Origin of the sequence: Actinomadura sp. BRA 177 (assembly GCF_013372625.1) — a bacterium.
Classification (GTDB): domain Bacteria; phylum Actinomycetota; class Actinomycetes; order Streptosporangiales; family Streptosporangiaceae; genus Spirillospora.
In genome coordinates this window covers 1-23,375 of record NZ_JABXFD010000213.1, presented here as the reverse complement: position 1 = coordinate 23,375, position 23,375 = coordinate 1, and the positions used below count along the sequence as shown (strand labels likewise).

The following is a 23,375-nucleotide window of genomic DNA, read 5'->3' as shown; positions in this document are numbered from 1 at the left end:
GGAGCAGCATCATGACCACCTTGGCCATCGCAGCGGACGGGCTGCGCAAGTCCTACGGCGACAAGGTCGTCCTCGACGGCGTCGACCTGGCCGTCCCCGAAGGAACGGTCTTCTCTCTACTGGGCCCGAACGGCGCAGGCAAGACGACCACCGTCCAAATACTCTCCACCCTGATCCCGGCAGATGGCGGCACCGTCCAGGTCGCCGGGCATGACCTGGCCCGCAGCCCGGACGACGTGCGCGGCGCGATCGGCGTCACCGGCCAGTACTCGGCCGTCGACAAGCTGCTCACCGGCGAGGAGAACCTGCTCCTCATGGCCGACCTCAAGCACCTGCCCCGCCGCGACGGCAGGCGCAAGGCCGCCGAACTGCTCGACCGCTTCGACCTGGTGGACGCGGCGCGCAAGCCCGCCTCCGCCTACTCCGGCGGCATGCGGCGCCGCCTCGACCTGGCGATGACCCTGGTCGGCGACCCCCGGCTGATCTTCCTGGACGAGCCGACCACCGGCCTCGACCCGCGCAGCCGCCGCGCCATGTGGGGCATCGTCCGCGAGCTGGTCGCCGGCGGCGTAACGATCTTCCTGACTACCCAGTACCTGGAGGAGGCCGACGAACTCGCCGACCGCATCGCCCTCCTCGACCACGGGCGGCTGATCGCCGAAGGCACCGCCGAAGAACTCAAACGGCGCATCCCCGGCGGCCACATCGAGCTGACCTTCGCCGACCCCCACCTGCTGGACGCGGCACGCCACGTCCTCGACACCGGAATCGCCGACCCGGAGGCGCTCACCCTGCAGGTGCCGAGCGACGGCGGCGTCCGCGCGATCCGCGAACTGCTCACCCTCCTGGACGAACGCTCGATCGACATCGCCGAGATGAGCGTCCACACCCCCGACCTCGACGACGTCTTCCTCACCCTCACCGGCCGGCAGAAGGAGGCCACCCGATGAGCACCCTCACCCTCGCCATGCGCGACTCGTCCACCATGGTCCGGCGGCAGCTCAAGCGGCTGCTCCGCTACCCGCCCATGACCGTGCAGCTGATCGTCACGCCGGTCATCATCCTGCTGCTGTTCGTCTACGTCCTCGGCGGAACCCTCGGCGGCGGACTCGGCGGCGGCCGCGACACCTACGTCAACTACGTCGTCCCCGGCATCCTGCTCATGGCGGCCGCGACCGCCGCGACCGGAACCGCCGTCATGGTCGCCACCGACATGACCGAGGGCATCATCGCCCGTTTCCGCACCATGCGGATCTCCCGGGCGTCCGTCCTCACCGGCCATGTCGTCGCCAGCGTCGTCCAGCAGCTCCTCGGCATGGCCGTCCTGATCGGTATAGCGCTGGCGATCGGCTTCCGCCCGAACGCCACCGCCCTCGAATGGCTGGCGGTAATAGGTCTCCTCACGCTGTTCGCCGTGGCCATCACCTGGCTCTCAGTGGCCCTAGGCCTCAAATCCCCAACCCCCGAAGCCGCCAGCAATGCCCCGATGCCCCTGATCTTGCTGCCTTTCCTGGGCAGCGGCTTCGTCCCCACCGACTCCATGCCCACCGCCCTCCGCTGGTTCGCCGAATACCAGCCATTCACTCCCATCATGGAAACCATTCGCGGCCTCCTCCTGGGCACCCCGATAGGCTACAGCGCCGCCATTGCCACCGTCTGGTGCGCCGGCATTGCCGCCGTCTCCTACCTCTGGGCCAAGAACACGTTTAACAAGGCCTGAGCGAACGGGCCGTCAGACCACCAGGTCGGACGGCCCTTCGCCAAGCGGAAGCAGCGGGGCGGCCGACGTCCCGGAGAGCGGGATTCCTGCGGTGGACGGAGAGCGGGTGCAGGACGCTCAACGGTCATGGAGGCTCAGCGGAACGAGTGGTCTGACCGACGGGACATCCACGAGGTCGTCCTGCGGTACTGCCGAGGGATCGACCGGCTGGACTTCGAGCTCGTCCGGTCGGCGTACCACCCGGACGCCGTCGACCATCACACCGGCTTCGACGGGACGCTGGACGAGTACATCGCGTGGATCGAGCCCAAGCTGCGCGCCAGGCGCGGCGGGACGATGCACATCGTCGCGAACCACCTGGTCGAACTGCACGGCGACACGGCGATCAGCGAGACGTACGGGACGTCGGTCCACTGGGGAGAGCCCGCCGACAACCCCCGGGCCAACTTCACCAGCGGCGTGCGGTTCGTCGACCACATGACCTGGCGGGACGGCCGGTGGGCGATCGCCGAGCGATGGGCCGTCCGGGAGTGGACGAGGTCCGATGCCGGCCGCCTGATGCCCAAGGAGGCCGCGGGGCCGTCCGGCAGCAGGGACGGCGACGACCCGCTGTACCGGCTCCAGCGGAAATTGCGGAAAACGGAGGCAGGCGCGTGAAAGTAGGCATCAGCTCGCCGATCGTGGCGCTCTCGGGGAAACGCCCGGAGTGGGAGGCCGAAGCGGGAACCGCCGAGCTGGTCCAGGTCGCGGAGACGGCCGATCGCCTCGGCTACGAGTTCATGACCTGCGGCGACCATGTGGCCGTCCCGCCCGGCCTGCACCGCGGCGAGCGCTTCTACGACCCCCTGGCCACGTTCTCCTTCCTGGCCGGCCGGACGCGCCGGCTCCGCTTCCTCCCCTACGTCCTGGTCCTGCCCTTCTACCACCCGCTGGAGATCGCCAAGCGGTACGGGACGCTCGACCACCTGAGCGGCGGCCGACTGATCCTCGGATTCGGCGTCGGAAACCTGAAGGAGGAATTCGACCTCCTGGACGTCCCCTTCGAGGACCGGGGCCCACGCGCCGACGACGCCCTGAAGGCCCTACGCGCCGCCCTGTCCGGACGTCAGGTGTCGTACGAGGGGCCGTACTTCTCGTTCCAGGACATGGTGATCGACCCGCACGCCGTCCAACCCAAGGTCCCGATGTGGATCGGCGGCCACAGCGAACGCGCCCTGCGCCGCGCGGTAACGCTAGGCGACGGCTGGGCCCCAGCCCCGCAGTCGTTCCGAGGCCCCACCCCAGAACTGATGCGCGAGATGCTCGACCGCCACGACCTACCGGACGACTTCAACGTCCTCTTCACCCCCGGCGAACGCCTGGACCCCATCTCCGACCCCGCCCGGGTGACCGACATCATCGCCACGGCCGAGCAGGCAGGCGCAACCCACATCAATCTGACCGTCCGCCACAACTCCCTCCCGCACTACCTGGAGCAACTGGAGGCCTTCGCAAAAACCGCCGCCCTCGACATCGAGCCGTAAGCCGTCCCGCCAAGCCGTTCCGACTCCCGAGGGACCGGAGTAGGCGGAGGCGGGCTTGCGGGCCGCGTCGACCAGGTCGAAGCGGTCGAGCAGCTCGGCGGCCTTGCGCCCGCTGTCGCGGCGCGGCAGGCGCTTCCGGCTTGCAGTCGGCCCAGGCGCATTCGCCGCGGAGGTGGTGAGGTAGAAGCCGGAGCCGTGGCGGACGTTGGGTTCGGCATCCGAGTGTCCGGTTGCGGGCGTATGCGGACGACGACCTGTCGCGACGGGGGCGACGGGTCGATGATGGCGGCGTGACGGGGCGTGTGCTGATTTGGGCAGGCGGGCTCACCGCGGTTGCCTCAGTGGTGGGCCTGATCGTGTACTTCGCGGTGCAGGGGTTCCACTGGGGCGACACCGTTGGAGTGATCGGCGCGGTGGTCGGGATCGCCGGGCTGCTGCTGGCGGTCTACGGGATGATCCTGGTGCGCCGTGACCAGCCTGCGGGTGGTGAGCGGTCGGTGCATATTGGCCAGCAGGCGACGCACGAGGGCATGGTGTCCACGGGCGACGGCGCCATCAACATTCAGATGAAGGGCACGGCGTCCGGGCACGGCAATGTGTATCAGGCCGGCCGTGACCAGCACATCGATCAGCGGACGATCGAGCGGCAGACGGTGCTGCCCGACGACGTCGTCTGGCCGGTCGCCGAGGTGGAGGCGCCACCTGGGCTGGTGAACGTGCCGGGGCACCAGCACGTGTTCGTGGGCCGTGGCGACGAGTTGGAGGAGCTGGATACGGCGTTGCGGGCGCCGGGCGGGGTGGTGGTGGCCGCTGTGCATGGCCTGGGCGGGGTGGGCAAGTCCACCCTGGCTGCTCGCTACGCCGCCGTCCACGCTGTTCAGGCCGCCACCGAGGAGCGGGCCGGACCCGATGAGACGGTGTTCCACCCGGTGTGGTGGATCACTGCCGACACCGCCGAGGCTGTGCAGGCCGGACTCGCCGGGCTGGCTGCCGCGTTGCAACCGGAGCTGAAGACGGCGCTGGATGTAGAAGCGTTGGCCGAACGAGGACTGGCCTGGCTGGGCTGCCACGAAGGCTGGCTAGTAGTGCTGGACAACGTCAACGATCCTGCGCACATCGCGCCGCTGATGGACCGCACGATGCGGGGCCGGGTGCTGGTCACCAGCCGACTCGGGCAGGGCTGGCACCGGTTCGGGGCCAAGGTGCTGCGGCTGGACGTCCTCACTGAAGAGCAGGCAATCGACCTGCTCACCCAGATCGCGGCCCCCAATGGGACGAACGGCGCCGTTCTGGACGGCTCGGCCGAGTTGGTGGCCGAGTTGGGTTTCCTGCCGCTGGCGGTCGAGCAGGCCGCCGCCTACTTGCACCAGAACCAGCTGTCCCCGCGCCAGTACCTGCAACTGCTCGCGGCCTCGCCGACGGCGGTGTACGACCAGACCGCCGAGGGCAGTGATGCACGGACGATCGCGCGGATCTGGCGGATCACCCTGGACCGGCTCACCACCGGCACCCCGCTGGCCGGTGACCTGCTGCGGATCCTGGCCTGGTACGCACCCGAAGCCGTTCCCCGCGCCCTGCTGGACGGTCTGAACGAGCTGAAGGGATGGGAGGAGAGCGCCGCGCCGCCGCTGCTGCAAGCCGCCCTGGGCAAGCTCGCCGCCTACAACATGATCACCCTCACCCCCGACACCGTCACCGTGCACCGTCTGGTCCAGGCCGTCGCCCGCACCCCCGATGACCACGGCGAACCCGGTGGCGCTGATCCACACCGCCAACCCGAGGCCATCACCGCTTCCTTACAAACAGCCAACCAGTTGATGTACCGGACCGTCCCCGCCGACCTCGCCGACATCGCCGATCCAGTTGGGTGGTCCGGGGGGCAACAACTGATGCCGCACATGGACGCACTGGGTGCCCACCTACTCACCGTCGCCTATGGTCCCTGGACCAGCCTGCTGCTGACCAGTTAGAACAGCCTCGCCTCCGCTTATCTGCTGTTCGGGGATCTGGGTCGGGCGATTTCCTTGTACGAGCGGACGCTGGCTGATCGGGAGCGGCTGCTGGGTAGTGACCACCCTGACACCCTGGCTTCTCGCAACAGCCTCGCCCAGGCGTATCAGGTGGCCGGGGACCTGGGTCGGGCGATTTCCTTGTACGAGCGGACGCTGGCTGACTGTGAGCGGGTGTTGGGCGATGAGCATCCGACGACTCAGATCGTGCGTGGCAACCTCGAAGCTGCGAGGTCGCGGTGACCGGGCAGTCGGTCACTGTTGGTTGGGTGACACCACCGTCTGTCTGGTGTGGTGTTGCGGGCGGTGGCGCTGTCAGCGGGTTGGTGGGGAGTGGCGCCTACGGTCATGTGACGGAGCTGGGTAACCCGGGAGGGGGCCGAGTAGGTCCCAGTGGTTGCCGGCGATGTCGCGGAATACGGCGACCCGCCCGTAGGGCTCGGTGCGCGGATGGGTGACGAAATCGACGCCGGACGTCGTCATGCGTTCGTAGGAGGCGTCGAAGTCGTCCACACGCAGGAAGAAGCCGACGCGGCCGGCGACCTGGTTTCCGATGGCGGCGGTTTGGCGTTGGCCGTCCGCGCGGGCGAGCAGGATTCCGGTCTGGGCGCCTGGCGGTCGGACGACGACCCACCGTTTGGGACGGCCGTCGTTGGTGCGCGACGGCGAGTCTTCGACCAGGTCGAACCCCAGGACGCCGGTGAAGTACTCGATGGCTTCGTCGTAGTCGTCCACGACGATCGTGATCAGGTCGAGCCGCACTGTCATGAGCCTAGAGGGACGTCGGGATGCCGCTGCCTCGTCCGACGTGTGAGGGGACGCCGGTCAGGCGGCGGACGCTAGTTGTACGGCGCGGGGACGTTGTTCGCGCCGAAGTTGCTCGTGAGCCAGTGCTCGATTGAGTTGAACGGGAACTCGTGAAGCTGGTGCGGGCCGGGGATTGTTGTAGGCGCCTCGACCCGGTCGAGTCGGAACAGGCGCCAGCCGTTGCGATCGAGGTCGTAGCCGATGAGGTACCAGTGCTGCCGGCGAAGGATGTGCCGGTAGGGCTCGACCGTTCGGCGTGATTCGCGGCCGTTCTGGTCGGTGTAGGTGAAGTGGAGATGAGCGCCGGTTGCGACGGCGTCGGCGAGCTTGCCGATGAGCTCCCAGTCGACGGGCGCAGGCGTCTTGATCAGGATCTGCGTGGAGAGGGCCGTTGCTGCCGCTCGTTGGCGCAGGCTGGGTGGGAGCACCTGTTCAAGTTTGGCTCGGGCGGCAGCGGCGGACGTGTCGTCAGGCGTCCACGCCTCAAGGACGAGCAGGCTCGTGATGATGGTCGAGACCTCGTCCGGACTGAGTAGCAGCGGTGGGATCTTCATGCTCGGCCGCAGCTGGTAGGCGCCGCCGGGTCCGGGACGAGAGTGCAGGTCGTACCCGAGGTCGCGAAGGCGCATCGCGTCCCGGCGCACGGTCCGTTCGCTGACCCGCAGATGGACGGCCAGCTCGCGGACGGTCCACTCCCGGCCGGACTGGAGCAGAGCCAGCAGCTGCAGCGAGCGTGTCGACGGTGACTCCATCGATCCATGATCGACCAAGATGCGGCCAGGATCCGGCCGCATTCCTTTCTAGCGTGGCAGGACGGACCCGAGGAAGGAGCCCCGTGCGAATCGCTGTCACGACACCCCAAGGCCATGTGGGCCACCACCTGACGTCGATGCTCATCCGGGCCGGCGCCAGACCACTGCTGCTGGCCCGTCACCCGAAGAACATCCCCGCCGGCCTGGCCGCGCACGTCGACATCGTGGAGGCCGACTCGCGCGAGCTGGACCAGGTGGTCGCTGCGACCGCCGGCGTCGATGCCGTCTACTGGGTGGACCCGCCCCCCGAGTCGGCGGACCCGCTCGCGGACTACGCTCGTGCGACAGCGGCCATTACCGCGGCAGTCGAGAGAAACCGCATCGGGCGGGTGGTCTTCCAGAGCAGCGTCGGCGCCGAGAAGCGTCACGGCGCCGGTGAGATCGACGGCCTCGCCGCCACCGAGGTCGCGCTCGACCGCCTCGACGTGGACGTCACGCACCTGCGGTGCGGCTACTTCTTCACCAACCTGCTCTACGACGTCGAGTCGGTGAAGGCCGGTCATCTGCGGACCGTGCAGCCGATCGACAGCCCGATGAGCTGGGTCGCCCCGCGAGACATCGCCGAGGTGGCCGCACTCACCCTGCTCAGCCCCGGGTGGACTGGACGCCGCGTCCAGGCCGTGCACGGCCCCGAGGACCTGTCGTGGGCGCAGGTCGCCTCGATCCTCACCGAAGAACTCGGACACGAAGTACGCGTCGAGCAGATCCCCGACGAGCGCATGCGCGCGCAGTACCTCCAACTCGGGATGCCGCCTGTGGTGGCGGACGCCGTGCTCGGCATGTCGACAGGGCTGCGGGACGGCTTCGTCCCAGAGCAGGGCCGCTCCGTCATCACCACGACGCCCACGCAGCTGCGCGGATGGCTCCGCGACGAGTTCGTCTCAGCCCTCTGACGCCAGCGTCCACCAACGGCGGGCGGCCCACGACCGTGCATCGCGCCGTCGAGTGCTAGCGGAGGTGGTGGTGGAGGGAGGTCGGTAGTTCGGTAGTGGTGAGGACCAAGGCGACGGTGTAGTCGATCAAGTGGTCGCGGTCGATTTCCAGGTCGCCTCGGAACCAGGTGGTGAAGAGTTCCCAGAGGCCGGCGGTGAGGGCCAGGCCGGTCAATTCCACGTCGATGTCTGGGAGGAGGACCTGGTCCAAGGTTTCGTGGGTCTGGGCGGCGAAGATCGCGGCCATCGTCCGGATGATCTCGATGCGGCGCCGCTGGAGCAGGGGCGAGGCCGGGAAGGCGTGGGTGAGGATGTGGGCGCGGCGCGGGTCGCCGGTCAGGAAGTCGAGGATCGCGGTCACCACGGCGCGGGTGCGGGCCTGCGGGTCGCGGGGCGCCTCGCGGGCGGCGGTGAGGATCACGTCGGTGCCCTGGGCGACCTGGTCGTCGATGATCGCCAGTAGCAGGGCGTCCCGGTCCGGGAAGCTCTCGTAGAAGTAGCGGTCGTTGAGCCCGGCCTCGGCGCACACCTTCCGGACGGTCGCGGCGGCCCATCCCCGCGTGCCCAGCAGTTCCAGCCCGGCCGCCAGCAGTTCGGCGCGGCGGCGGGCTCGGCGCTCGTCGGCGGGCACGCCGCGGTAGGGCCGTGCGGGCGGAGACTCGGACGTCACAGGCCCGATTGTGCCCCATGTCTTGACTTCGCTCGCAGATCTGGGGACGCTTGACACCAGAATTCTGGTGAAGCACCACACCAGAATCGACGGAGACGGGAGCGTGAGGTCCGGTGGCCACGGAGACCCCCCGACAGGCGGCGGACATCGATCTGAGCGATCTGCGGTTCTGGGTCCGTCCGCTGAAGGAGCGGGCGGAGGCGTTCGCGATGCTGCGCGCCCGGCCGGGGCCGACGTTCAACACCCTGCCCAAGCTGCCGTTCCTGCCGCAGAGCCCGGGGTCGTGGGCGCTGACCCACCATGCCGAGGTGACGGAGGCCAGCCGCAACCCGGAGGTGTTCAGCAGCGAGCCCAGCGCCACCAGCCCGGCCGACATGCCGCGCTGGATGGACAAGTACTTCAACTCGATGATCGACATGGACGATCCGCGGCACGCCAAGATCCGCCGGATCGTGTCCCGGGCGTTCAGCCCGAAGATGCTCGCCAAGGCCGAGGACGACATCGCGCTCCGCGCCACCCGCATCGTGGACGAGCTGATCGAGGCCGGCGGCGGCGACTTCGTGTCCCAGGCCGCCGCGCGGCTGCCGGTCGAGGTCATCTGCGACATGCTCGGCATTCCCGTCGAGCAGCACCGCCGGGTGGTCGACTGGACCAACATCATCGTCGGCTACAGCGACCCCGAGTACGTGGGCGCCACCGTCGAGTACGGCAGCGGGGGTCCCAAGCTGGGACGGATCGCCACGATCCGCATGCTGACCACGATCGCGTCGGCGGGCTGGCGGCTGCACCGGCTGGCCTTCAAGCTGGGACGGGAGCGCCGGAAGACGCCCACCAACGACCTGACCTCGGCCCTGGTGAACGCCAACGTCGACGGCGAACGACTGACCCCCCGCGAGTTCGCCGCCTTCTTCCTTCTCCTCGTCGTCGCCGGGAACGAGACCACGCGCAACGCGATCGCGCACGGCCTCAAACTGTTCACCGAGCACCCCGACCAGCGCGAACTGCTCCTTGAAGACTTCGACGGACGCATCGCCGGGGCCGTCGAGGAGATCGTCCGCTACAGCAGCCCCGTCATCTTCATGCGCCGCAACGTCACCCGCGACTACGAGATGAACGGCCACACCTACCGCAAGGGCGAGCGGGTGACGTTGTTCTACTGGTCCGCCAACCGCGACGAGGCGGTCTTCACCGACCCCGACCGCTTCGACATCCTGCGCTCACCGAACCCGCACGTCGGCTTCGGCGGCCCCGGCCCGCACTTCTGCCTGGGCGCCAACCTGGCCCGCCGCGAGATCACCGTGATGTTCCGCGAGTTGTTCACCCGCCTGCCCGACATCACCGCCGGCGACCCCGACCGCCTCATGTCCGGCTTCATCAACGGCTACAAACGCCTCCCCTGCACCTTCACCCCACCCACCCCCCGCCCCCGCGCCTCGGCCTGATTCCCTCAACGACCGGCAGGCACGGACCGACCGACGCGACGACGGGCCGTCTGACCGGTTCCCGCCCACACCGGCCGTGGTCGCTGGACCGAACTGGCGCTGCCTTCACCTGGTAGCGCGACCGACGCCGACTATTTGCAGGCTTGCCGCATGATCTCAACGGCATCGATCATGCCGTATCGCTCGGCAAGGGCCGCGAACACCAATTCATGGGTTCGCTTGTGCGCTTTCCGGCCGGAGCGTTCGACGATGGCTTCCACTGCGGCGAGTGCTCTCAGGGGATGCAATGCCACGGTGTTGGCGGCGAACTCGGCCGGGAGGATCGTCGCAAGGCCGAGGGGAAGCTTGTCCGGCGGGAAGTCCTTCATGTTGTGCGTGACGATCACCTCGGCGCCCGCGACCACCGCCGCGGCGACGACGTGCTCGTCATCGGGGTCCGGAAGGCCGTAGGCGCCTTCCAGACCCTCCCAGCCTTGAGTCTCGGCATCGTCGAACGCCGAACGCATCTGGTTGATCAAGCGATGCGCGCGTGCGCGTGCTTGCGGGACGTGTTCACCTTTATTGATCAGCTTGCGGGCTTCGTGCTCTTCGAGTTCTTCGAGGATCGCCGAACTCCACACTGGCCGGTATGTTGCCTCGATCGCCAGGGAGAGCAGGAAATCTCGCTGCAGGCTGGGCCACAGGACACAGGTGTCTAAAAGGGCGGTGAACACGCCCCCATCCTGTCAGTGTGCTGGGTTCTGGCGGCGGCGTTTTCCGACGGTACGGCGCGCTTCGCGGAGCTGCTTCAGCGCGGCATCCAGGTCTTCCTCATCCTCGATGTCGATGGCCGTGGCTTCGAGCGCGGCGTATTGCGCGGCCCGGCGCAGGTCCCTGTACGCGAGCAGGTCGTGCAGCAGGATCCTGCGATGCGTGCCCACTCTTTCGTAGGGAAGCCGGCCCTCGTCGAGAAGCTTGATCATCGTGGGTCGGCTGATCCCGAGAAGGTCGGCGGCCTGCTGGGTCGTCAGAGCCTGCGTCGAGGGCGCCACCGTGACGGCGAGGCCCTGGCGGAGCGCGTCCACGACCTGCTTGAGGACGCGATGGAGCTCAGCCGGCAACTCGATCCGCTCTCCTGGAGCGGCCCCTGCGAGGAAGTAGCGCGGTTCAAGCCGGCCTCGGCCCGCCTGCTCGTGCGCCTTGATGAAGTCATGGACTTGGGCGAGTTGCCCTTCCGTGACCGCGTCCGGCAGGTATGTCTCTTGCTGCAGAGCGGTTGCCTCCATGGTTCCTCCTCCGCAGATAACATAACCCATTTCGTTTCTTGCGGCTAGTGCACCCAAGGGCGTCCCGGCAAGACGATCGGATCGGTGCGTCGCTGCCATGACCTGCCCCGGAGAGTCGGCCGAAGCCGCGGAGGGCGGCGGTCGGAGCCCAGGCCGGGCGGGATCGTACCCCCAGCGGCCACGGTTCTGGGTTCGCCAAAAAGAGGGTGTCGGCCGCCGCCCGTGCGCTGAAGGAGCCCCGCACACCTTCGGCCGCATCGGCGCCGCCGACGAGTCAGGCCCCTGGCCGGGCCATGCAAGCGGGTGGTTCTTGTGCCGCTTGCATGGCCCGGACACCGCATGTGGGCGTTCGCCTAGCCGACGGTGACGGTTAGGCGGCGGGGGTTGCCGTCGCTTGCCGCGCCGGAGACGTCCGGCTGGCCGTCCGGGCAGACGTCGTCGTACGGGAAGGCGTAACCGATCGGCGTGTTGGCGTGCAGGGCCCGCGCCCAGTGGTTGGTGGTCGGGTCCTTGTAGTAGTCGGACGCGCGGGTGCCGTTCGGCTGATCGGCGCTGCTCAGGATCGTGCTGCGGTTGAACGCCGCGGCGATGCGCGCGAGCAGGGCCTTCTTGATGTCGCCGTCACCCGGGTTGTTGGCGAACGGCCCGTCGTTGCAGGTGAAGATGTCCTTGGACGAGGGGCGCGCGAACGTGCTGCCGTCATTGAACCTGAGCACGCCGCCGTTGACGCGTCCGGTGTAGACGCCGCGCCCGGCCTGGATGTCCACCTTGAGGTCGGTGCGGGCGTACTTGTCCCACACCCGGCTGACATAGCCGTCCCAGTATGAGGAGAAGGCGCCGGGGTTGCTCGCCATGTAGCCCTGCGGCGCGATGACCCGCAGGACGCCGCCGCCGTTGCGGATGACGAGCCGGTCCCAGGGCTGCCCGTCCGCGTTCTTCTGCGCGACGAGGGCGTTCGCTACCGCGTTGACCGCTCCGGCGGGCGCGGACGCGACCGTGTGCGTGGAGTCGCCGACGAGGTGGAGCCCGATCGGCAGCGCGGTGAGCAGGTCGACGTAGGAGATGTTCGCGAAGATCTGCGTCGGGTTGAACGTGAACTCGCAGAACGACCAGGTCTTCAGGTAGTTGGAGTCATACGGGTTGGAGAAGGCCGGCTCGACGAGCGCGGGGCCGGGGTTGACGTAGAAGTCGAGCCGGTCGTTCTTCACGAAGTAGATGCGGGCGCCGTACATCTGCCGGAGGGTGATGTTCGCTTCGCCGCCGGCGCCGACCGGGATCGAGCAGTCCACGGGCAGCGGCGTCTGCGGCGCCGACGGCGACGCGGGGTAGTACGGCGTGCTGTCGGCGCGGAGCAGCATCAGCCGATTGGTGCCCTGCTCGCGGCCGGTGATGTAGGCCCGCACGGGAGCTGAGCCGTGGTTGGCGAGCGTGAGCCCGCACGTCGAAGGCGCGGCGAACGCCGGCCTGCCGAGCAGGTCACGTCCGAACGGGGTGGCGAGTGCGGCCGCTCCGGCCGCTGCGAGAAACGATCTGCGGGAGACCAACGGAAACTCCTTGGCGGGGGGAAGGGGTTCGGTTCACCGTTGTCTGACACGCGCGTATCAGGATGGAACATATACAAGGTTTCGGATCACACAACTACTGTCAAGACTCTTTCCAGTTACCCGCGCCGGGCCCCCGGCATTGCCCGCGGCCCTTCACCGGGATGTGGCCTGGTCGGAGTCACCATGCCGGCGCTGGTTGGGCGCGATGACCCGCCACTGCTGCGCCAGGTGCTCCCACGTCCGCCCCTCGTGCAGGGGCCAGCAGCGGCCGGCCGGGCCCACCGAAGTCCAAGTAGGACAGCCGCGGCCGCCGATGTGGAGTTCGCCGCGAATCCCGGCGGCGGCGCTGGATCGACTTCGCTACGGTCCCGGACCGTGGCTGAAACGATCTACACAGGCAACGCGGCTGTTGACGCCGGCGATCGTCGCGGCTGGCTCATCGGCCACTTCCTTCCCGGAGAAGATGCCCGGCACAGTGATGATGTCGAGATCAAGTGGGCTGTTCACCCGCAGGGCGAGCGCCGGTCGGAGTGGGTTGCCGACGAGCAACGGACCGCTGTCCTGATCCTCATCAGCGGCCGGTTCCGGGTAGAGCTTCCCGGGCGGGACGTACTGCTGGCGGACCAGGGCGACTACGTGGTCTTCCACGGCATCAGCCACTCCTGGGAGGCCGAACAAGACTCCGTCGTCCTGGCCGTCCGCTGGCCATCCCTGCCGAGCTACCAGTATCCGACCACATCCCCCTGAGCGGCGAAGCACTTGCAGGCGCGGACCAGTTCGGCCTCGTCCAGGGTTCGGCCGTGTGCGGGTGCGTGTGGGCTGGGGGTTTGGTGGATGGGATCTTGACGTGGGGCGGTGTTGCGTCGAGATTCGTGGTGTGCGAAGGGCGTTGTTCGGATCTCGTGTGCTCCGCGTCCTGTTTGCGTCCTTCGTCTCCCTTGCCGCGCTTGCCGGTGGGGCGGTGGCCGTCAGGGCGCAGGATCCGCGGAATCCGACCGTGCGGTCTCCGGACGGGGTTCTGTCGCTGACGGTGTCGGTCGAGGGCGGACGGCTTGAGTACTCCGTCAGGCGGGGCGGGACTGTCCTCGTCCGGCCGTCCGCGCTGGGGCTGAAACTCGCGGACGGGTCGGTGCTCGGTAGTGGTGTGGAACTGACCGGGGCCCGGATCGTTGCCGGGGATGGGACGTGGCGGCCGGTTTGGGGGGCCGACTCGCGGGTGCGTGATCACTATCGGGAGTTGACCGTCCGGCTTCGGCAGGTGGATGGGCGGGTCTTCAATGTGGTTGCGCGTGCTTATGACGATGGGGTGGCGTTTCGGTATCAGGTGCCTCGGCAGGCTGGGCTGCGGTCGTTGGAGATTGTGGACGAGGCTACGGAGTTTGCGCTGGATGGAGATCCGACGGCGTGGTGGACGGAGCGGGACTTTGATAGCGATGAGAAGCCGTGGCAGGTCTCTGCCTTTAGCGCCATGGGAGCGTCTAATACTCCGGTGACGTTTCGGTATGGGGATGGGTCTTATCTCTCGATCCATGAGGCTGATCTGGATGACTACGCGGCTATGACCGTGGTGCCGGAGGCTGGGCGGCTGCGGGTTGGGCTTGTGCCTACGCCTGGACGGGCGGCTGCGGTTGTTACTGGGACTGGGCGAAGTACTCCATGGCGGGTGTTGACCATTGCCGGTAGCGCGGGCGGGTTGATCGAGTCGCATTTGGTGGAGAACCTCAATCCGCCGTGTGCGATCTGCCAGGGGGATATGTCGTGGATCAAGCCGATCAAATATGTGGGGATCTGGTGGCTGATCCAGCATGAGCAGGCCACGTGGGAGAGCGGGCCGCGGCATGGGGCTACTACCGGGCGTGCCAAGGAGTACATCGACTTTGCGGCGGCGCATGGTATTCAGGGGCTGCTTGTTGAGGGATGGAACCGGGGGTGGGAGGGCTCTTGGGCGGACCAGGACTTCACGGAGGCGACCTCGGACTTTGACCTTCCCGAGGTTGTGGCTTATGGGAAGAGCAAGGGTGTTGAGTTTGTTGTTCACAACGAGACCGGTGCTGGGGTTGAGAATTATGAGAGGCAGATCGATGCTGCGTTCGCGATGTATGCGCGGCTCGGGATCCGCTATTTGAAGACGGGGTACGTAGGGAAGATTGCCGGGCATCATCACTATGACCAGCGGATGGTCAATCATTACCGACTCGTCCTGGAGAAGGCCGCGCAGTATCGGATCAACGTCGACTGCCACGAGTGCGTTCACGCGACCGGGGAGGTTCGGACGTTTCCTAATGCGCTTGCGCGGGAGGCCGTGCGGGGCCAGGAGTGGGATGCCATTGGTGATGGAAACAGCCCCGAGCACACCCTGATTCTGCCGTTTACTCGCATGCTCTCCGGGCCGATGGACTACACGCCCGGCATCATGGACGTCCTCTGGGACCCGCGTGGTGACGGCCACCGGGTGCACACCACCGCCGCCAAGCAACTGGCCTACTACGTCACCTACTTTTCGGGGATGCAGATGGCCGCCGACCTGCCCGAGCACTATGTGAAGTCGCCTGGTCTCAGGTTCATCGAGGACGTGCCGGTTACTTGGGACGAGACGAGAGTGCTCGCTGCGGAGGTCGGCGACCACCTTGTCGTCGCGCGCCGTTCGGGTGCGGATTGGTTCGTCGGCGCGATCACGGGGGAGCGGGCGCAGACGTTGCGGTATCCGCTGTCGTTCCTCGGTAAGGGCAGGTGGGTCGCAGAGTCCTACTCCGATGCGGGAGATCGCGACGATGCGTGGCTTGAGGTCGGGCGATCGATCGTCACTCGTGATGACGCCTTCACGGCCGTCCTCAAGCGCAGTGGCGGCCAGGCGGTGCGCTTTCGCCCCGCCACCCTCGCCGACGCCAGGGCACTGGACCCGACTGGTCGTTGACGGCCGGGCTCTTGGCCGTTCGCTAGTTGAAGCCTCGGAAGGTGCCTGTCTCGTCGGCGGTGTCGGCAAAATCGGCGAAGTCCAGGTTCGCGATGCACAGGTTGGCCGAGACTTCGGCGTACCAGCGGGGCGGTACGCGAACCGTCCGGCCTGGTTCGTCGTAAAGGTCGACGGCGAGCAGTGGATGCTCGTCGTCGGTCATGGTCGTCGCGTCGGCGAGAAGCAGGTGGTCGTCGGGGGGTGACGTGTTCCGTTCGATGCGGGTTTGGATGCTGACATTGGTGTACGCCGGGTCGCTGACGTAGGTCGCGTGGGGGTGTTCCGCGTGGTCGTCCAGCAGTGTCTTCAGGGTGTTCCAGGCCGTTTCGTCGCTGAAGTCGGTGCGTAGGACGAGGGACGTTAGGTCGGCCGCTTGGGGGAGGGGCGGCGTCATGTGCCTGCGGCTAGGCGTTTGGGGGCTGTGAGGCGCCAGGCTTCGGTTAGCAGTTCGGCCAGTTCGTCGTGGTCGACTTTTCGCAGGTCTATCGTCACCCAGGCGAAGCGGCCGCTGGTCCAGGACGGGGAGAAGACGTCCGGGGCCTCGGCGATGAGAGCGGCCTGTTCTTCGCGGGTGGCCTTGAGCATGGCGGTCTCGTCCGCTTCGTTGAGGTAGCCGAAGCCCTTGCCGCGCACCTTGAAGCCGGTCATGCCCCCGAACGACTCGTTCTCCGTCACCTCGGGCAGACCGTGGGCGACTTCCAGGAACTTTTCGATGCTCACATTGAGAAGCTGTATCAGCCGCGTCGGACAGTCAGTCGTCGGCGAACGACAAGTCCTGATCCTGGAGGGCCTGCCGCAGGGTGTTCAAGGCGTTGGGGCCCATTCCGTGCAGCGTGGCGATGTCCTTCTCGCGGGCGGTGGCTAGCTGTTCGAGGTCGGTGTAGCCGGCGGACGCCAGGGCTCGTCTGGCGGGAGCGGCGAGCTTGGGCAGGTCGGTGCTCATTGGGCCAACCTAACTGCGGTCGAATAATGTGCGCTGCGTGGAAACGGTCATTCGGCGTTACGAGCCGTCCGATGAGGACGCGGTGATGGATCTCTGGTCGCGGGCGTCCAAGCTGGCGCACCCGTTCGTCGAAGGTGAGGGCGAAGGTCGGCGGGCGCGCAAGATGCGCGAGATCTACCTGCGAGATGCCGAGAACTGGGTCGCGGAGGACGGCGGCGTCGTTGTCGGGTTGCTGGGGCTGCTCGGAAGTGAGATCGGCGGCTTGTTCGTCCTTCCGGAGGCGCAGGGACGGGGCATCGGACGAGTTCTGGTGGAGCATGCCGTGGCGCTGTACGGCGAGGTGCGGCTGGACGTATTCGAGGCCAATGCCAAGGCCCGCGGCTTCTACGAGCGGATGGGGTTCGAGGAGCGGGGACGCCGGGCGGACGACGACAGTGGTCATCCGCTGGTCGTCATGGTCCGCCCTCAGCGCCCCGCGACATAGCGCGGAATGCGGTCGGCGGCATTCCTGTCCGCTGCTGGAAGAACGCGCTGAATGACGTGGAGTAGGCGAAGCCGAGACGTTCGGCGATCGCGGTCGGCGGCGAGTCCGTGTGGGACAGCAGCCGTTTGGCCTCCAGGAGGATCTGGTCGTCGATGAAGCGTTTGGCGCCGCAGCCCGTCGCGGCGCGGGTGGCGCGGGTCAGGGTGCGGACGCTGTAGCCGAGGCGGGCGGCGTAGTCGGCGACGCGGTGGCCGGCGGAGAGGTCCTGGTCGACGGCCTGCTGGAAACGTTGGAAAACCTCGTTGGCGGTGGCGGGCGAGCCGGGCCCGCCGTTCAGGTGCGTCAGCCGCAGCAGGATGACGCCGAGCAGGTGGCGCATGACGTCGATGTGCGCTTCGAGGGGGAGGTCGGCGAGCCGTCCGGCCTCGTCCTCCAGCAGGCGCAGCGTGCCGTCCAGCGCGGCCTTCTGCGCCCCGACAGGGGTCAGCGGACGGTGGTGGACGCGCAGGTCGAGCCCGACGGCCTCGCGCGTCGCGGCGTCCGGAAAATCCGCGGTGAACAGCACCACGGTCGCCTCGGCCTGGGTCAGATCGCCCATGTAGCGGTGGATCTGTCCGGGACGCATCCAGAGCCAGCTCCCGGCCGGCACCCGGAACTCGTGGAAGTCGACCGAGCAGCGCACCGTCCCCGCCTTCACGGCGATGAACTCGTGGAACACCGGCCGCCGCGGAGCGTAGATCTCCACCTCGTGGCCGCGGGCGCGCGCGATCAGCCGGGGCAGGTCCAGGACCTCCACGCCCGGCGGTGCGCCCGCGGCGGGACGGTACGGGACGTGCGGTATGTCCGCCCGCGGAAGTTGTCCGTTTTTCTTCATCCACTGTCCTCGATCTCTGCCAGCGATTATCCGCCGCCGCCATAGCGTGAGTCGCGGCGCCGGACAGGCGTGACCGAAATCTCAGGGGAGTGGACGGCCATGCGACTCATCGTCGGAATGACGGGCGCGACCGGGGCGGTGCTGGGCGTCCGGCTCCTGGAGAACCTCGCCCGGATCCCGGACGTCGAGACGCATCTGGTGCTGTCCCGCTGGGCGCGGGCGACCATCGAGCTGGAGACCGGGCTGTCGGCGCGGGAGGTCGGCGCGCTCGCCGACGCCGTGTACGCGCCCGACGACCAGGGCGCGGCGATCTCGTCCGGCTCCTTCCGGACGGACGGGATGATCATCGCGCCGTGCTCCATGAAGACCCTCGCGGCGATCCGGGCCGGCTACGCCGAGGGGCTCGTGGCCCGCGCCGCCGACGTGGTGCTCAAGGAGCGGCGCAGGCTCGTCCTCGTCCCGCGCGAGACGCCGCTCAGCGAGATCCATCTGGAGAACATGCTCGCGCTGGCGCGCATGGGCGTGCAGATGGTGCCGCCGATGCCCGCCTTCTACAACCATCCCGAAACGGTGGACGACATTGTCGACCACATCACCGCCAGGGTTCTGGACCAGTTCGACCTGCCGGCCCCCGCACGCCGCTGGGAAGGAATGCGGGCCGCTCGTGAAAGGAGCAACCACCATGCCCTATGACGATCTCCGCAGTTTCCTGGATGATCTCGACAAGGAGGGGCAACTGCTGCGCATCACCGACGAGGTGATGCCTGAACCCGATATCGCCGCCGCGGCCAACGCCGCCTGCCGGATGGGCGATGACGCCCCCGCGCTCTACTTCGACAATGTCGCCGGGTTCACCAATGCGCGCATCGCCATGAACGTCCACGGGTCGTGGGCCAACCATGCGCTCGCGCTCGGCCTACCCAAGGCGATGGGCGTGAAGGAGCAGGTCAACGAGTTCAGCCGCCGCTGGGACACGTTCCCCGTCGCACCCGAGTGGCGGGACGACCCGCCCTGGGCGGAGAACGTCATGGACGGCGACGACGTGAACATCTTCGAAGTACTGCCTCTCGTCCGCCTCAATGACGGCGATGGTGGCTTCTACATCGACAAAGCGGCCGTCGTCTCAAAAGACCCCGAAGACCCGGGCAACAGCGGCAAGCAGAACGTCGGCATCTACCGCATCCAGGTGAAGGGCAAGCGCAAGCTGGCGCTCCAGCCCGTCCCAATGCACGACATCGCGTTGCAACTAAGAAAGGCCGAAGAGGCCGGCGAAGATTTGCCCGTCGCCATCACCATCGGCAATGACCCGGTCATCTCCATCGCCGCGTCCACCCCGATGCGCTACGACGAGAACGAGTACGAACTCGCCGGCGCACTGCGCGGCGCGCCCGCACCGATCGCCGAGGCCCCGCTGACCGGGCTGCCCGTGCCGTGGGGGGCCGAAGTCGTCATCGAGGGCGTCATCGAGGGCCGCAAGCGCGAGATCGAGGGCCCGTTCGGCGAGTTCACCGGGCACTACTCGGGCGGCCGCAACATGACCGTCATCCGCGTCGATCGGATCTCCTACCGCACCGACCCGATCTTCGAGCACCTCTACATCGGCATGCCCTGGACGGAGGTCGACTACCTGATCGCCGCCAACACCTGCGTGCCGCTCTACCAGCAGCTCAAGGCCGAGTTTCCGGAAGTGCGGGCGGTCAACGCCATGTACACGCACGGCCTCGTCGTCATCGTCTCCACCGCCAAGCGCTACGGCGGCTTCGCGAAGGCCGTCGGGCTGCGCGTCCTCAGCACCCCGCACGGCCTCGGCTACGCCGCCACGGTCATCGTCGTGGACGAGGACGTCGACCCGTTCGACCTTCCGCAGGTCATGTGGGCGGTGTCCACCAAGATGAACCCGGCGGGCGACCTGATCCAGCTGCCCAACATGTCCGTCCTGGGCCTCGCCCCGCAGGCGACCACACCCGGCATCACCGACAAACTCGTCATGGACGCCACCACCCCCGTCCCCCCGGATCCGCGCGGAAACTACGGAAACCAGGTCCGCGACCTCCCGGAAACCGCCGACTGGCTCGCTCGCCTCCGCTCCCTCGCCGCCCACCGCTGAGCCACTCATGACCTGGAAGGGAGTTTTGACATGATCTGTCCGCGTTGCGCGCATGAGCGGGTCGAGTTGCTGTTCGCCTCGCCCGTCCCCGGGGTGTGGGAGGTGGTGCAGTGTGAGCGCTGCCTGTACTGCTGGCGCACCACCGAGCCCGACCGGCGCACCCGCCGCGACCGCTTCCCCGACGCCTTCAAGCTGACCGCCGAGGACATCGCGTCCGCCCCGGAGGTCCCGGCCGTTCCGCCGCTCAAGAGCCGATGATCGACGCGATTCGGGACGCGCTGGACGCCTGCACCGTCCTCAACCTCGCCTACGTGGACGAGGACGGGCCGCAGGTGTGCGCGGTCTTCTATGCCCCGACCCGCGACGGCGACATGGTGTTCGTCAGCTCGCGCTCGACTCGGCATGGCCGTGCGCTGGCGTCCGACCCGGACGGTGTTCCAGTGGCCTTCACCGTCCAGGACGATGACCAGAGCTGGCGCACGTTGCGCGGCGTCCAAGGGCGCGGTGTCTGCCGGCGCCTTACGGGCACCGACCTGGACGGCGCCCAAGCCGCCTACGCCGCACGGTTCCCTTTCGTGGCGGACGATGCGCAACTGGCCCGCGCGCTCGCGGCGGCCGATCACTGGTGCGTCCGGCCGACCTGGCTGCGGGCCATCGACAACTCCCGGGGATTCGGCCACAAGACCGAATGGCCAGGCGAGGGCTAGGGCGTCCTAGGCCGCAGAATCGCCAGGTAGCGGCCGGACGGGATGGCGCCGAGCCGCCGGTCGACGACCCCGTGCGCACGGAGGAATCGTCCGTCATGGGGTGAGAGCAGCCATTTTCGTCCGATCACGGCCCGCCTTAACGCGGGGACTTTGGTCCCGCTGATCCTGGACCGAACGGACCTACGGCCAAAGGGACGGCCGAAGTTGAGTGAGAGGTGAAGGAAAACGGCGATGTGATGGAAGGTGAGACGGCGATGGCAGTCTCCGAGCACAAGACGCACGTGAGGCGGAGCACTCTGATCCGCGTGGTCGCCCCCAAGCCGCTGACCGAGACGCCCGCCGCCCGCTACATCTGGGCCGCGGCCCGGCTGGCGCTGGGCTGGATCTTCGCGTGGGCGTTCGTGGACAAGCTGTTCGGGCTCGGCCACGCGACCCCGGCCGGCAAGGGCTGGCTGGACGGCGGCAGCCCCACCGAGGGGTTCCTGGCGCACGCCCCCAAGGGCCCGTTCGCCGGGTTCTACAACGACCTGGCCGGCGCCGCCTGGGCCGACTGGCTGTTCATGATCGGCCTCGCCGGGATCGGCGCCGCGCTCATCCTGGGCATCGGGATGCGGATCGCCGCCGCCGGCGGCGCCGCGCTGCTCGTCCTGATGTGGACGGCAGTCCTGCCCCCAGAGAACAACGTCTTCATGGACGACCACCTCATCTACGCGATCCTGATCGTCGGGCTGGCCCTGGTCAGCGCCGGCGACACCCTGGGCCTCGGCCGCTGGTGGAGCAAGACCCGGCTCGTCGAACGGCTCCCATTCCTGAAGTGACCTCGCCCCGATCCCCATTCGAAAGGCGCCCGCCACCCGCGGGCGCCTTTTCGCGTTGTTCAACCTCTCCTCGTTCTTGAATGCGCCGGGAGGTGTGACATCCGGCTGACGGGTAGCCATACGGATGGTTCATCCGGTCGTGGATGGCCGCCGGTTCAGTTGGAGGGCGTACCGCATGACCGCTGACACGCGCGTGGGGACGATCACCACCCGCATCCCCGCACGCCTGGACCGGCTGCCCTGGTCGCGGTTCCACTGGATGGTCGTGGTCGGCCTCGGGACGGTGTGGATCCTCGACGGCCTAGAGGTCACGATCGTGGGCTCCGTCGCGGCGCGGCTGACGGAGTCGGGCAGCGGCATCGACATGACCGCGAGCGACATCGGGATGGCGGCGGCCATCTACGTCGCGGGCGCGTGCCTCGGCGCGCTGTTCTTCGGTCAGCTCACCGACCGGTTCGGCCGGAAGAAGCTGTTCATCCTCACGCTGGCCGTCTACATCCTCGCCACGGTGGCGACGGCGTTCGCGTTCGCGCCCTGGTACTTCTTCGCGTGCCGGTTCATCACCGGGATGGGCATCGGCGGCGAGTACGCGGCGATCAACTCGGCGATCGACGAGCTGATCCCGGCGCGCGCCCGCGGCCGCGTCGACCTCGCCATCAACGGCAGCTACTGGCTGGGCTCCGCGCTCGGCGGCCTGGCCGCGCTGCTGTTCCTGAACACCTCGATCTTCGCCAAGGACATGGGCTGGCGGTACGCGTTCGCGGTCGGCGCCGTCCTCGGCCTTTCGATCATGCTCGTCCGGCGGCACGTCCCGGAGAGCCCGCGCTGGCTGTTCATCCACGGGCGGGAGGAGGACGCCGAACGGATCGTCGACGGCATCGAGACGGAGGTCCGCGAGCAGACCGACCACCGGCTGGACGAACCGGGCGAGAGCATCACGGTGCGGCAGCGCAAGGCCATCCCGTTCCGGGAGATCGCCCAGGTCGCGGTCAAGGTGTATCCGAAGCGGGCGACGCTCGGGTTCGCGCTGTTCGTCGGGCAGGCGTTCCTCTACAACGCGGTGACGTTCGACCTCGGCACGATCCTGAGCAAGTACTTCGACGTGGCGTCCGGGGCGGTGCCGTACTACATCGTCCTGTTCGCGATCGGCAACTTCCTGGGACCGCTGCTGCTCGGGCGGTTGTTCGACACCGTGGGCCGAAAACCGATGATCTCCGGGACGTACTTCATCTCGGCCGCGCTGACCGTCCTGCTGGGAATCTTCCTCTGGACGGAGGCGCTGTCGAACTGGTCGTTCATCCTGCTGGTCGCCGTGACGTTCTTCTTCGCCTCGGCCGGCGCCAGCTCCGCGTACCTGACGGTCAGCGAGATCTTCCCGATGGAGACTCGGGCGCTCGCCATCGCGTTCTTCTACGCGATCGGCACGGCGGTCGGCGGCATCTCCGGCCCGCTGATCTTCGGCAACTTCATCGACAGCGGCATGGTGAGCAAGGTCGCGATCGGGTTCTTCATCGGCGCCGTGATCATGCTGCTCGGCGGTATCGCCGAACTGCTCTTCGGCGTCCGGGCGGAACAGGCGTCGCTGGAGAACATCGCCAAGCCGCTCACCGTCCACGAGGCCGAGGAGGAAGAGGAGGGAGAGGAGGGCGAAAAGGCGCCGGCGGACGCGGGCCCCGGGCGCCGCGAAGCGGTGGAGGCGCTGGCCCTTATACACCTCCTACGCTTCCGACCACGACTACAGGGTAGACACCGCTGCACCACCGAT

The 23,375-nt window shown here is 68.0% G+C and carries 26 protein-coding genes and 1 pseudogene; 17 read left to right on the top strand and 10 right to left on the bottom strand.

Annotated features, from left to right (window positions below; genetic code table 11):
* The first annotated feature begins 11 nt into the window (after positions 1-11).
* From HUX53_RS07865 to HUX53_RS42965, 6 genes and pseudogenes are all read left to right on the top strand, one after another.
* The gene (locus tag HUX53_RS07865) at positions 12-950 is read left to right on the top strand and encodes an ATP-binding cassette domain-containing protein (protein WP_176402491.1); all 939 of its coding nucleotides are present in this window, start codon (positions 12-14) and stop codon (positions 948-950) included.
* On the top strand, positions 947-1,720 hold the full coding sequence (locus HUX53_RS07860) for an ABC transporter permease (protein ID WP_176402490.1): 774 nt from the start codon (positions 947-949) through the stop codon (positions 1,718-1,720). The genes HUX53_RS07865 and HUX53_RS07860 overlap by 4 nt, the downstream gene beginning before the upstream one ends.
* 126 nt (positions 1,721-1,846) lie before the next feature.
* Entirely contained in the window at positions 1,847-2,377 is a 531-nt protein-coding gene (locus HUX53_RS07855) for a nuclear transport factor 2 family protein (RefSeq protein ID WP_176402489.1), read from the top strand.
* On the top strand, positions 2,374-3,243 hold the full coding sequence (locus HUX53_RS07850) for an LLM class F420-dependent oxidoreductase (RefSeq protein ID WP_176402488.1): 870 nt from the start codon (positions 2,374-2,376) through the stop codon (positions 3,241-3,243). The genes HUX53_RS07855 and HUX53_RS07850 overlap by 4 nt, the downstream gene beginning before the upstream one ends.
* A gap of 290 nt (positions 3,244-3,533) precedes the next feature.
* Entirely contained in the window at positions 3,534-5,213 is a 1,680-nt protein-coding gene (locus HUX53_RS39940; RefSeq protein WP_217919191.1) for an NB-ARC domain-containing protein, read from the top strand.
* Between the two features lie 12 nt (positions 5,214-5,225).
* Positions 5,226-5,495 (top strand): annotated as a pseudogene (locus HUX53_RS42965) (tetratricopeptide repeat protein); the annotation flags it as partial.
* A 72-nt stretch (positions 5,496-5,567) separates the two neighbouring features.
* On the opposite strand, the gene HUX53_RS07835 reads toward HUX53_RS42965, so the two are convergent.
* Both HUX53_RS07835 and HUX53_RS07830 read right to left on the bottom strand, forming a co-directional pair.
* Positions 5,568-6,020, bottom strand: coding sequence for a VOC family protein (locus HUX53_RS07835; RefSeq protein ID WP_217919190.1), 453 nt, complete (start codon positions 6,018-6,020; stop codon positions 5,568-5,570).
* Between the two features lie 71 nt (positions 6,021-6,091).
* On the bottom strand, positions 6,092-6,811 hold the full coding sequence (locus tag HUX53_RS07830) for a YafY family protein (RefSeq protein ID WP_176402486.1): 720 nt from the start codon (positions 6,809-6,811) through the stop codon (positions 6,092-6,094).
* 83 nt (positions 6,812-6,894) lie between these two features.
* On the opposite strand from HUX53_RS07830, the gene HUX53_RS07825 reads away from it, so the two are divergent.
* Positions 6,895-7,764: an NAD(P)H-binding protein gene (locus HUX53_RS07825; RefSeq protein ID WP_176402485.1), complete on the top strand. Its 870-nt coding sequence runs from the start codon at positions 6,895-6,897 to the stop codon at positions 7,762-7,764.
* A 55-nt stretch (positions 7,765-7,819) separates the two neighbouring features.
* Here HUX53_RS07825 and HUX53_RS07820 read toward each other — a convergent pair whose 3' ends face one another.
* Positions 7,820-8,473, bottom strand: a complete 654-nt coding sequence (locus HUX53_RS07820; protein ID WP_176402484.1) for a TetR/AcrR family transcriptional regulator — start codon at positions 8,471-8,473, stop codon at positions 7,820-7,822.
* A 113-nt stretch (positions 8,474-8,586) separates the two neighbouring features.
* Between HUX53_RS07820 and HUX53_RS07815 the strand changes: the two genes are divergently transcribed.
* Positions 8,587-9,915: a cytochrome P450 gene (locus HUX53_RS07815; protein WP_309237107.1), complete on the top strand. Its 1,329-nt coding sequence runs from the start codon at positions 8,587-8,589 to the stop codon at positions 9,913-9,915.
* 131 nt (positions 9,916-10,046) lie between these two features.
* Here the strand turns inward: HUX53_RS07815 and HUX53_RS07810 are convergent, their stop codons facing one another.
* The 3 genes from HUX53_RS07810 to HUX53_RS07800 form a co-directional block, all read right to left on the bottom strand.
* Positions 10,047-10,628, bottom strand: a complete 582-nt coding sequence (locus HUX53_RS07810; RefSeq protein WP_176402483.1) for a PIN domain-containing protein — start codon at positions 10,626-10,628, stop codon at positions 10,047-10,049.
* 12 nt (positions 10,629-10,640) lie between these two features.
* On the bottom strand, positions 10,641-11,180 hold the full coding sequence (locus HUX53_RS07805; protein WP_176402482.1) for a helix-turn-helix domain-containing protein: 540 nt from the start codon (positions 11,178-11,180) through the stop codon (positions 10,641-10,643).
* Positions 11,181-11,533: 353 nt separating this feature from the next.
* Positions 11,534-12,724, bottom strand: coding sequence for a glycoside hydrolase family 64 protein (locus HUX53_RS07800; protein WP_176402481.1), 1,191 nt, complete (start codon positions 12,722-12,724; stop codon positions 11,534-11,536).
* A gap of 375 nt (positions 12,725-13,099) precedes the next feature.
* On the opposite strand from HUX53_RS07800, the gene HUX53_RS07795 reads away from it, so the two are divergent.
* Together HUX53_RS07795 and HUX53_RS07790 are read left to right on the top strand one after the other, a co-directional pair.
* On the top strand, positions 13,100-13,471 hold the full coding sequence (locus HUX53_RS07795) for a signal peptidase I (protein WP_176402480.1): 372 nt from the start codon (positions 13,100-13,102) through the stop codon (positions 13,469-13,471).
* A gap of 157 nt (positions 13,472-13,628) precedes the next feature.
* Positions 13,629-15,638, top strand: a complete 2,010-nt coding sequence (locus HUX53_RS07790; RefSeq protein ID WP_176402479.1) for a glycoside hydrolase family 97 protein — start codon at positions 13,629-13,631, stop codon at positions 15,636-15,638.
* Between the two features lie 22 nt (positions 15,639-15,660).
* On the opposite strand, the gene HUX53_RS07785 is transcribed toward HUX53_RS07790, so the two are convergent.
* Genes HUX53_RS07785 through HUX53_RS07775 form a run of 3 tightly spaced genes read right to left on the bottom strand, consistent with a single transcriptional unit; the run spans position 15,661 to position 16,620 of the window.
* A complete protein-coding gene (locus HUX53_RS07785; RefSeq protein WP_176402478.1) occupies positions 15,661-16,071 on the bottom strand; it encodes a hypothetical protein in 411 nt (136 codons plus the stop codon).
* The gene (locus tag HUX53_RS07780; protein WP_309237106.1) at positions 16,068-16,397 is read right to left on the bottom strand and encodes an MmcQ/YjbR family DNA-binding protein; all 330 of its coding nucleotides are present in this window, start codon (positions 16,395-16,397) and stop codon (positions 16,068-16,070) included. The genes HUX53_RS07785 and HUX53_RS07780 overlap by 4 nt, the downstream gene beginning before the upstream one ends.
* Before the next feature lie 31 nt (positions 16,398-16,428).
* On the bottom strand, positions 16,429-16,620 hold the full coding sequence (locus tag HUX53_RS07775) for a DNA-binding protein (RefSeq protein WP_176402477.1): 192 nt from the start codon (positions 16,618-16,620) through the stop codon (positions 16,429-16,431).
* A gap of 37 nt (positions 16,621-16,657) precedes the next feature.
* Between HUX53_RS07775 and HUX53_RS07770 the strand changes: the two genes are divergently transcribed.
* Complete coding sequence (locus tag HUX53_RS07770; protein WP_309237105.1) at positions 16,658-17,104, top strand: GNAT family N-acetyltransferase; 447 nt, start codon at positions 16,658-16,660, stop codon at positions 17,102-17,104.
* On the opposite strand, the gene HUX53_RS07765 is transcribed toward HUX53_RS07770, so the two are convergent.
* The gene (locus HUX53_RS07765) at positions 17,073-17,978 is read right to left on the bottom strand and encodes an AraC family transcriptional regulator (protein ID WP_176402476.1); all 906 of its coding nucleotides are present in this window, start codon (positions 17,976-17,978) and stop codon (positions 17,073-17,075) included. The genes HUX53_RS07770 and HUX53_RS07765 overlap by 32 nt on opposite strands.
* Positions 17,979-18,077: 99 nt before the next feature.
* Here HUX53_RS07765 and HUX53_RS07760 point away from each other — a divergent pair, with 99 nt between their 5' ends.
* From HUX53_RS07760 to HUX53_RS07735, 6 genes are all read left to right on the top strand, one after another.
* Positions 18,078-18,671, top strand: a complete 594-nt coding sequence (locus tag HUX53_RS07760; protein ID WP_176402475.1) for a non-oxidative hydroxyarylic acid decarboxylases subunit B — start codon at positions 18,078-18,080, stop codon at positions 18,669-18,671.
* Positions 18,661-20,085 (top strand): non-oxidative hydroxyarylic acid decarboxylases subunit C, encoded by a 1,425-nt coding sequence (locus HUX53_RS07755; RefSeq protein WP_176402474.1) that lies wholly within the window; start codon positions 18,661-18,663, stop codon positions 20,083-20,085. The genes HUX53_RS07760 and HUX53_RS07755 overlap by 11 nt, the downstream gene beginning before the upstream one ends.
* A 30-nt stretch (positions 20,086-20,115) precedes the next feature.
* Positions 20,116-20,343, top strand: a complete 228-nt coding sequence (locus HUX53_RS07750) for a non-oxidative hydroxyarylic acid decarboxylases subunit D (RefSeq protein WP_176402473.1) — start codon at positions 20,116-20,118, stop codon at positions 20,341-20,343.
* Positions 20,340-20,792 carry a pyridoxamine 5'-phosphate oxidase family protein gene (locus HUX53_RS07745; protein WP_176402472.1) on the top strand — a complete coding sequence of 151 codons (453 nt, stop codon included), beginning with the start codon at positions 20,340-20,342 and terminating at the stop codon, positions 20,790-20,792. The genes HUX53_RS07750 and HUX53_RS07745 overlap by 4 nt, the downstream gene beginning before the upstream one ends.
* A 254-nt stretch (positions 20,793-21,046) precedes the next feature.
* On the top strand, positions 21,047-21,610 hold the full coding sequence (locus tag HUX53_RS07740; protein WP_176402471.1) for a DoxX family membrane protein: 564 nt from the start codon (positions 21,047-21,049) through the stop codon (positions 21,608-21,610).
* A 175-nt stretch (positions 21,611-21,785) separates the two neighbouring features.
* Positions 21,786-23,375, top strand: a 1,590-nt coding sequence (locus tag HUX53_RS07735; protein ID WP_176402470.1) for an MFS transporter, incomplete at its 3' end; no start/stop codon positions are given.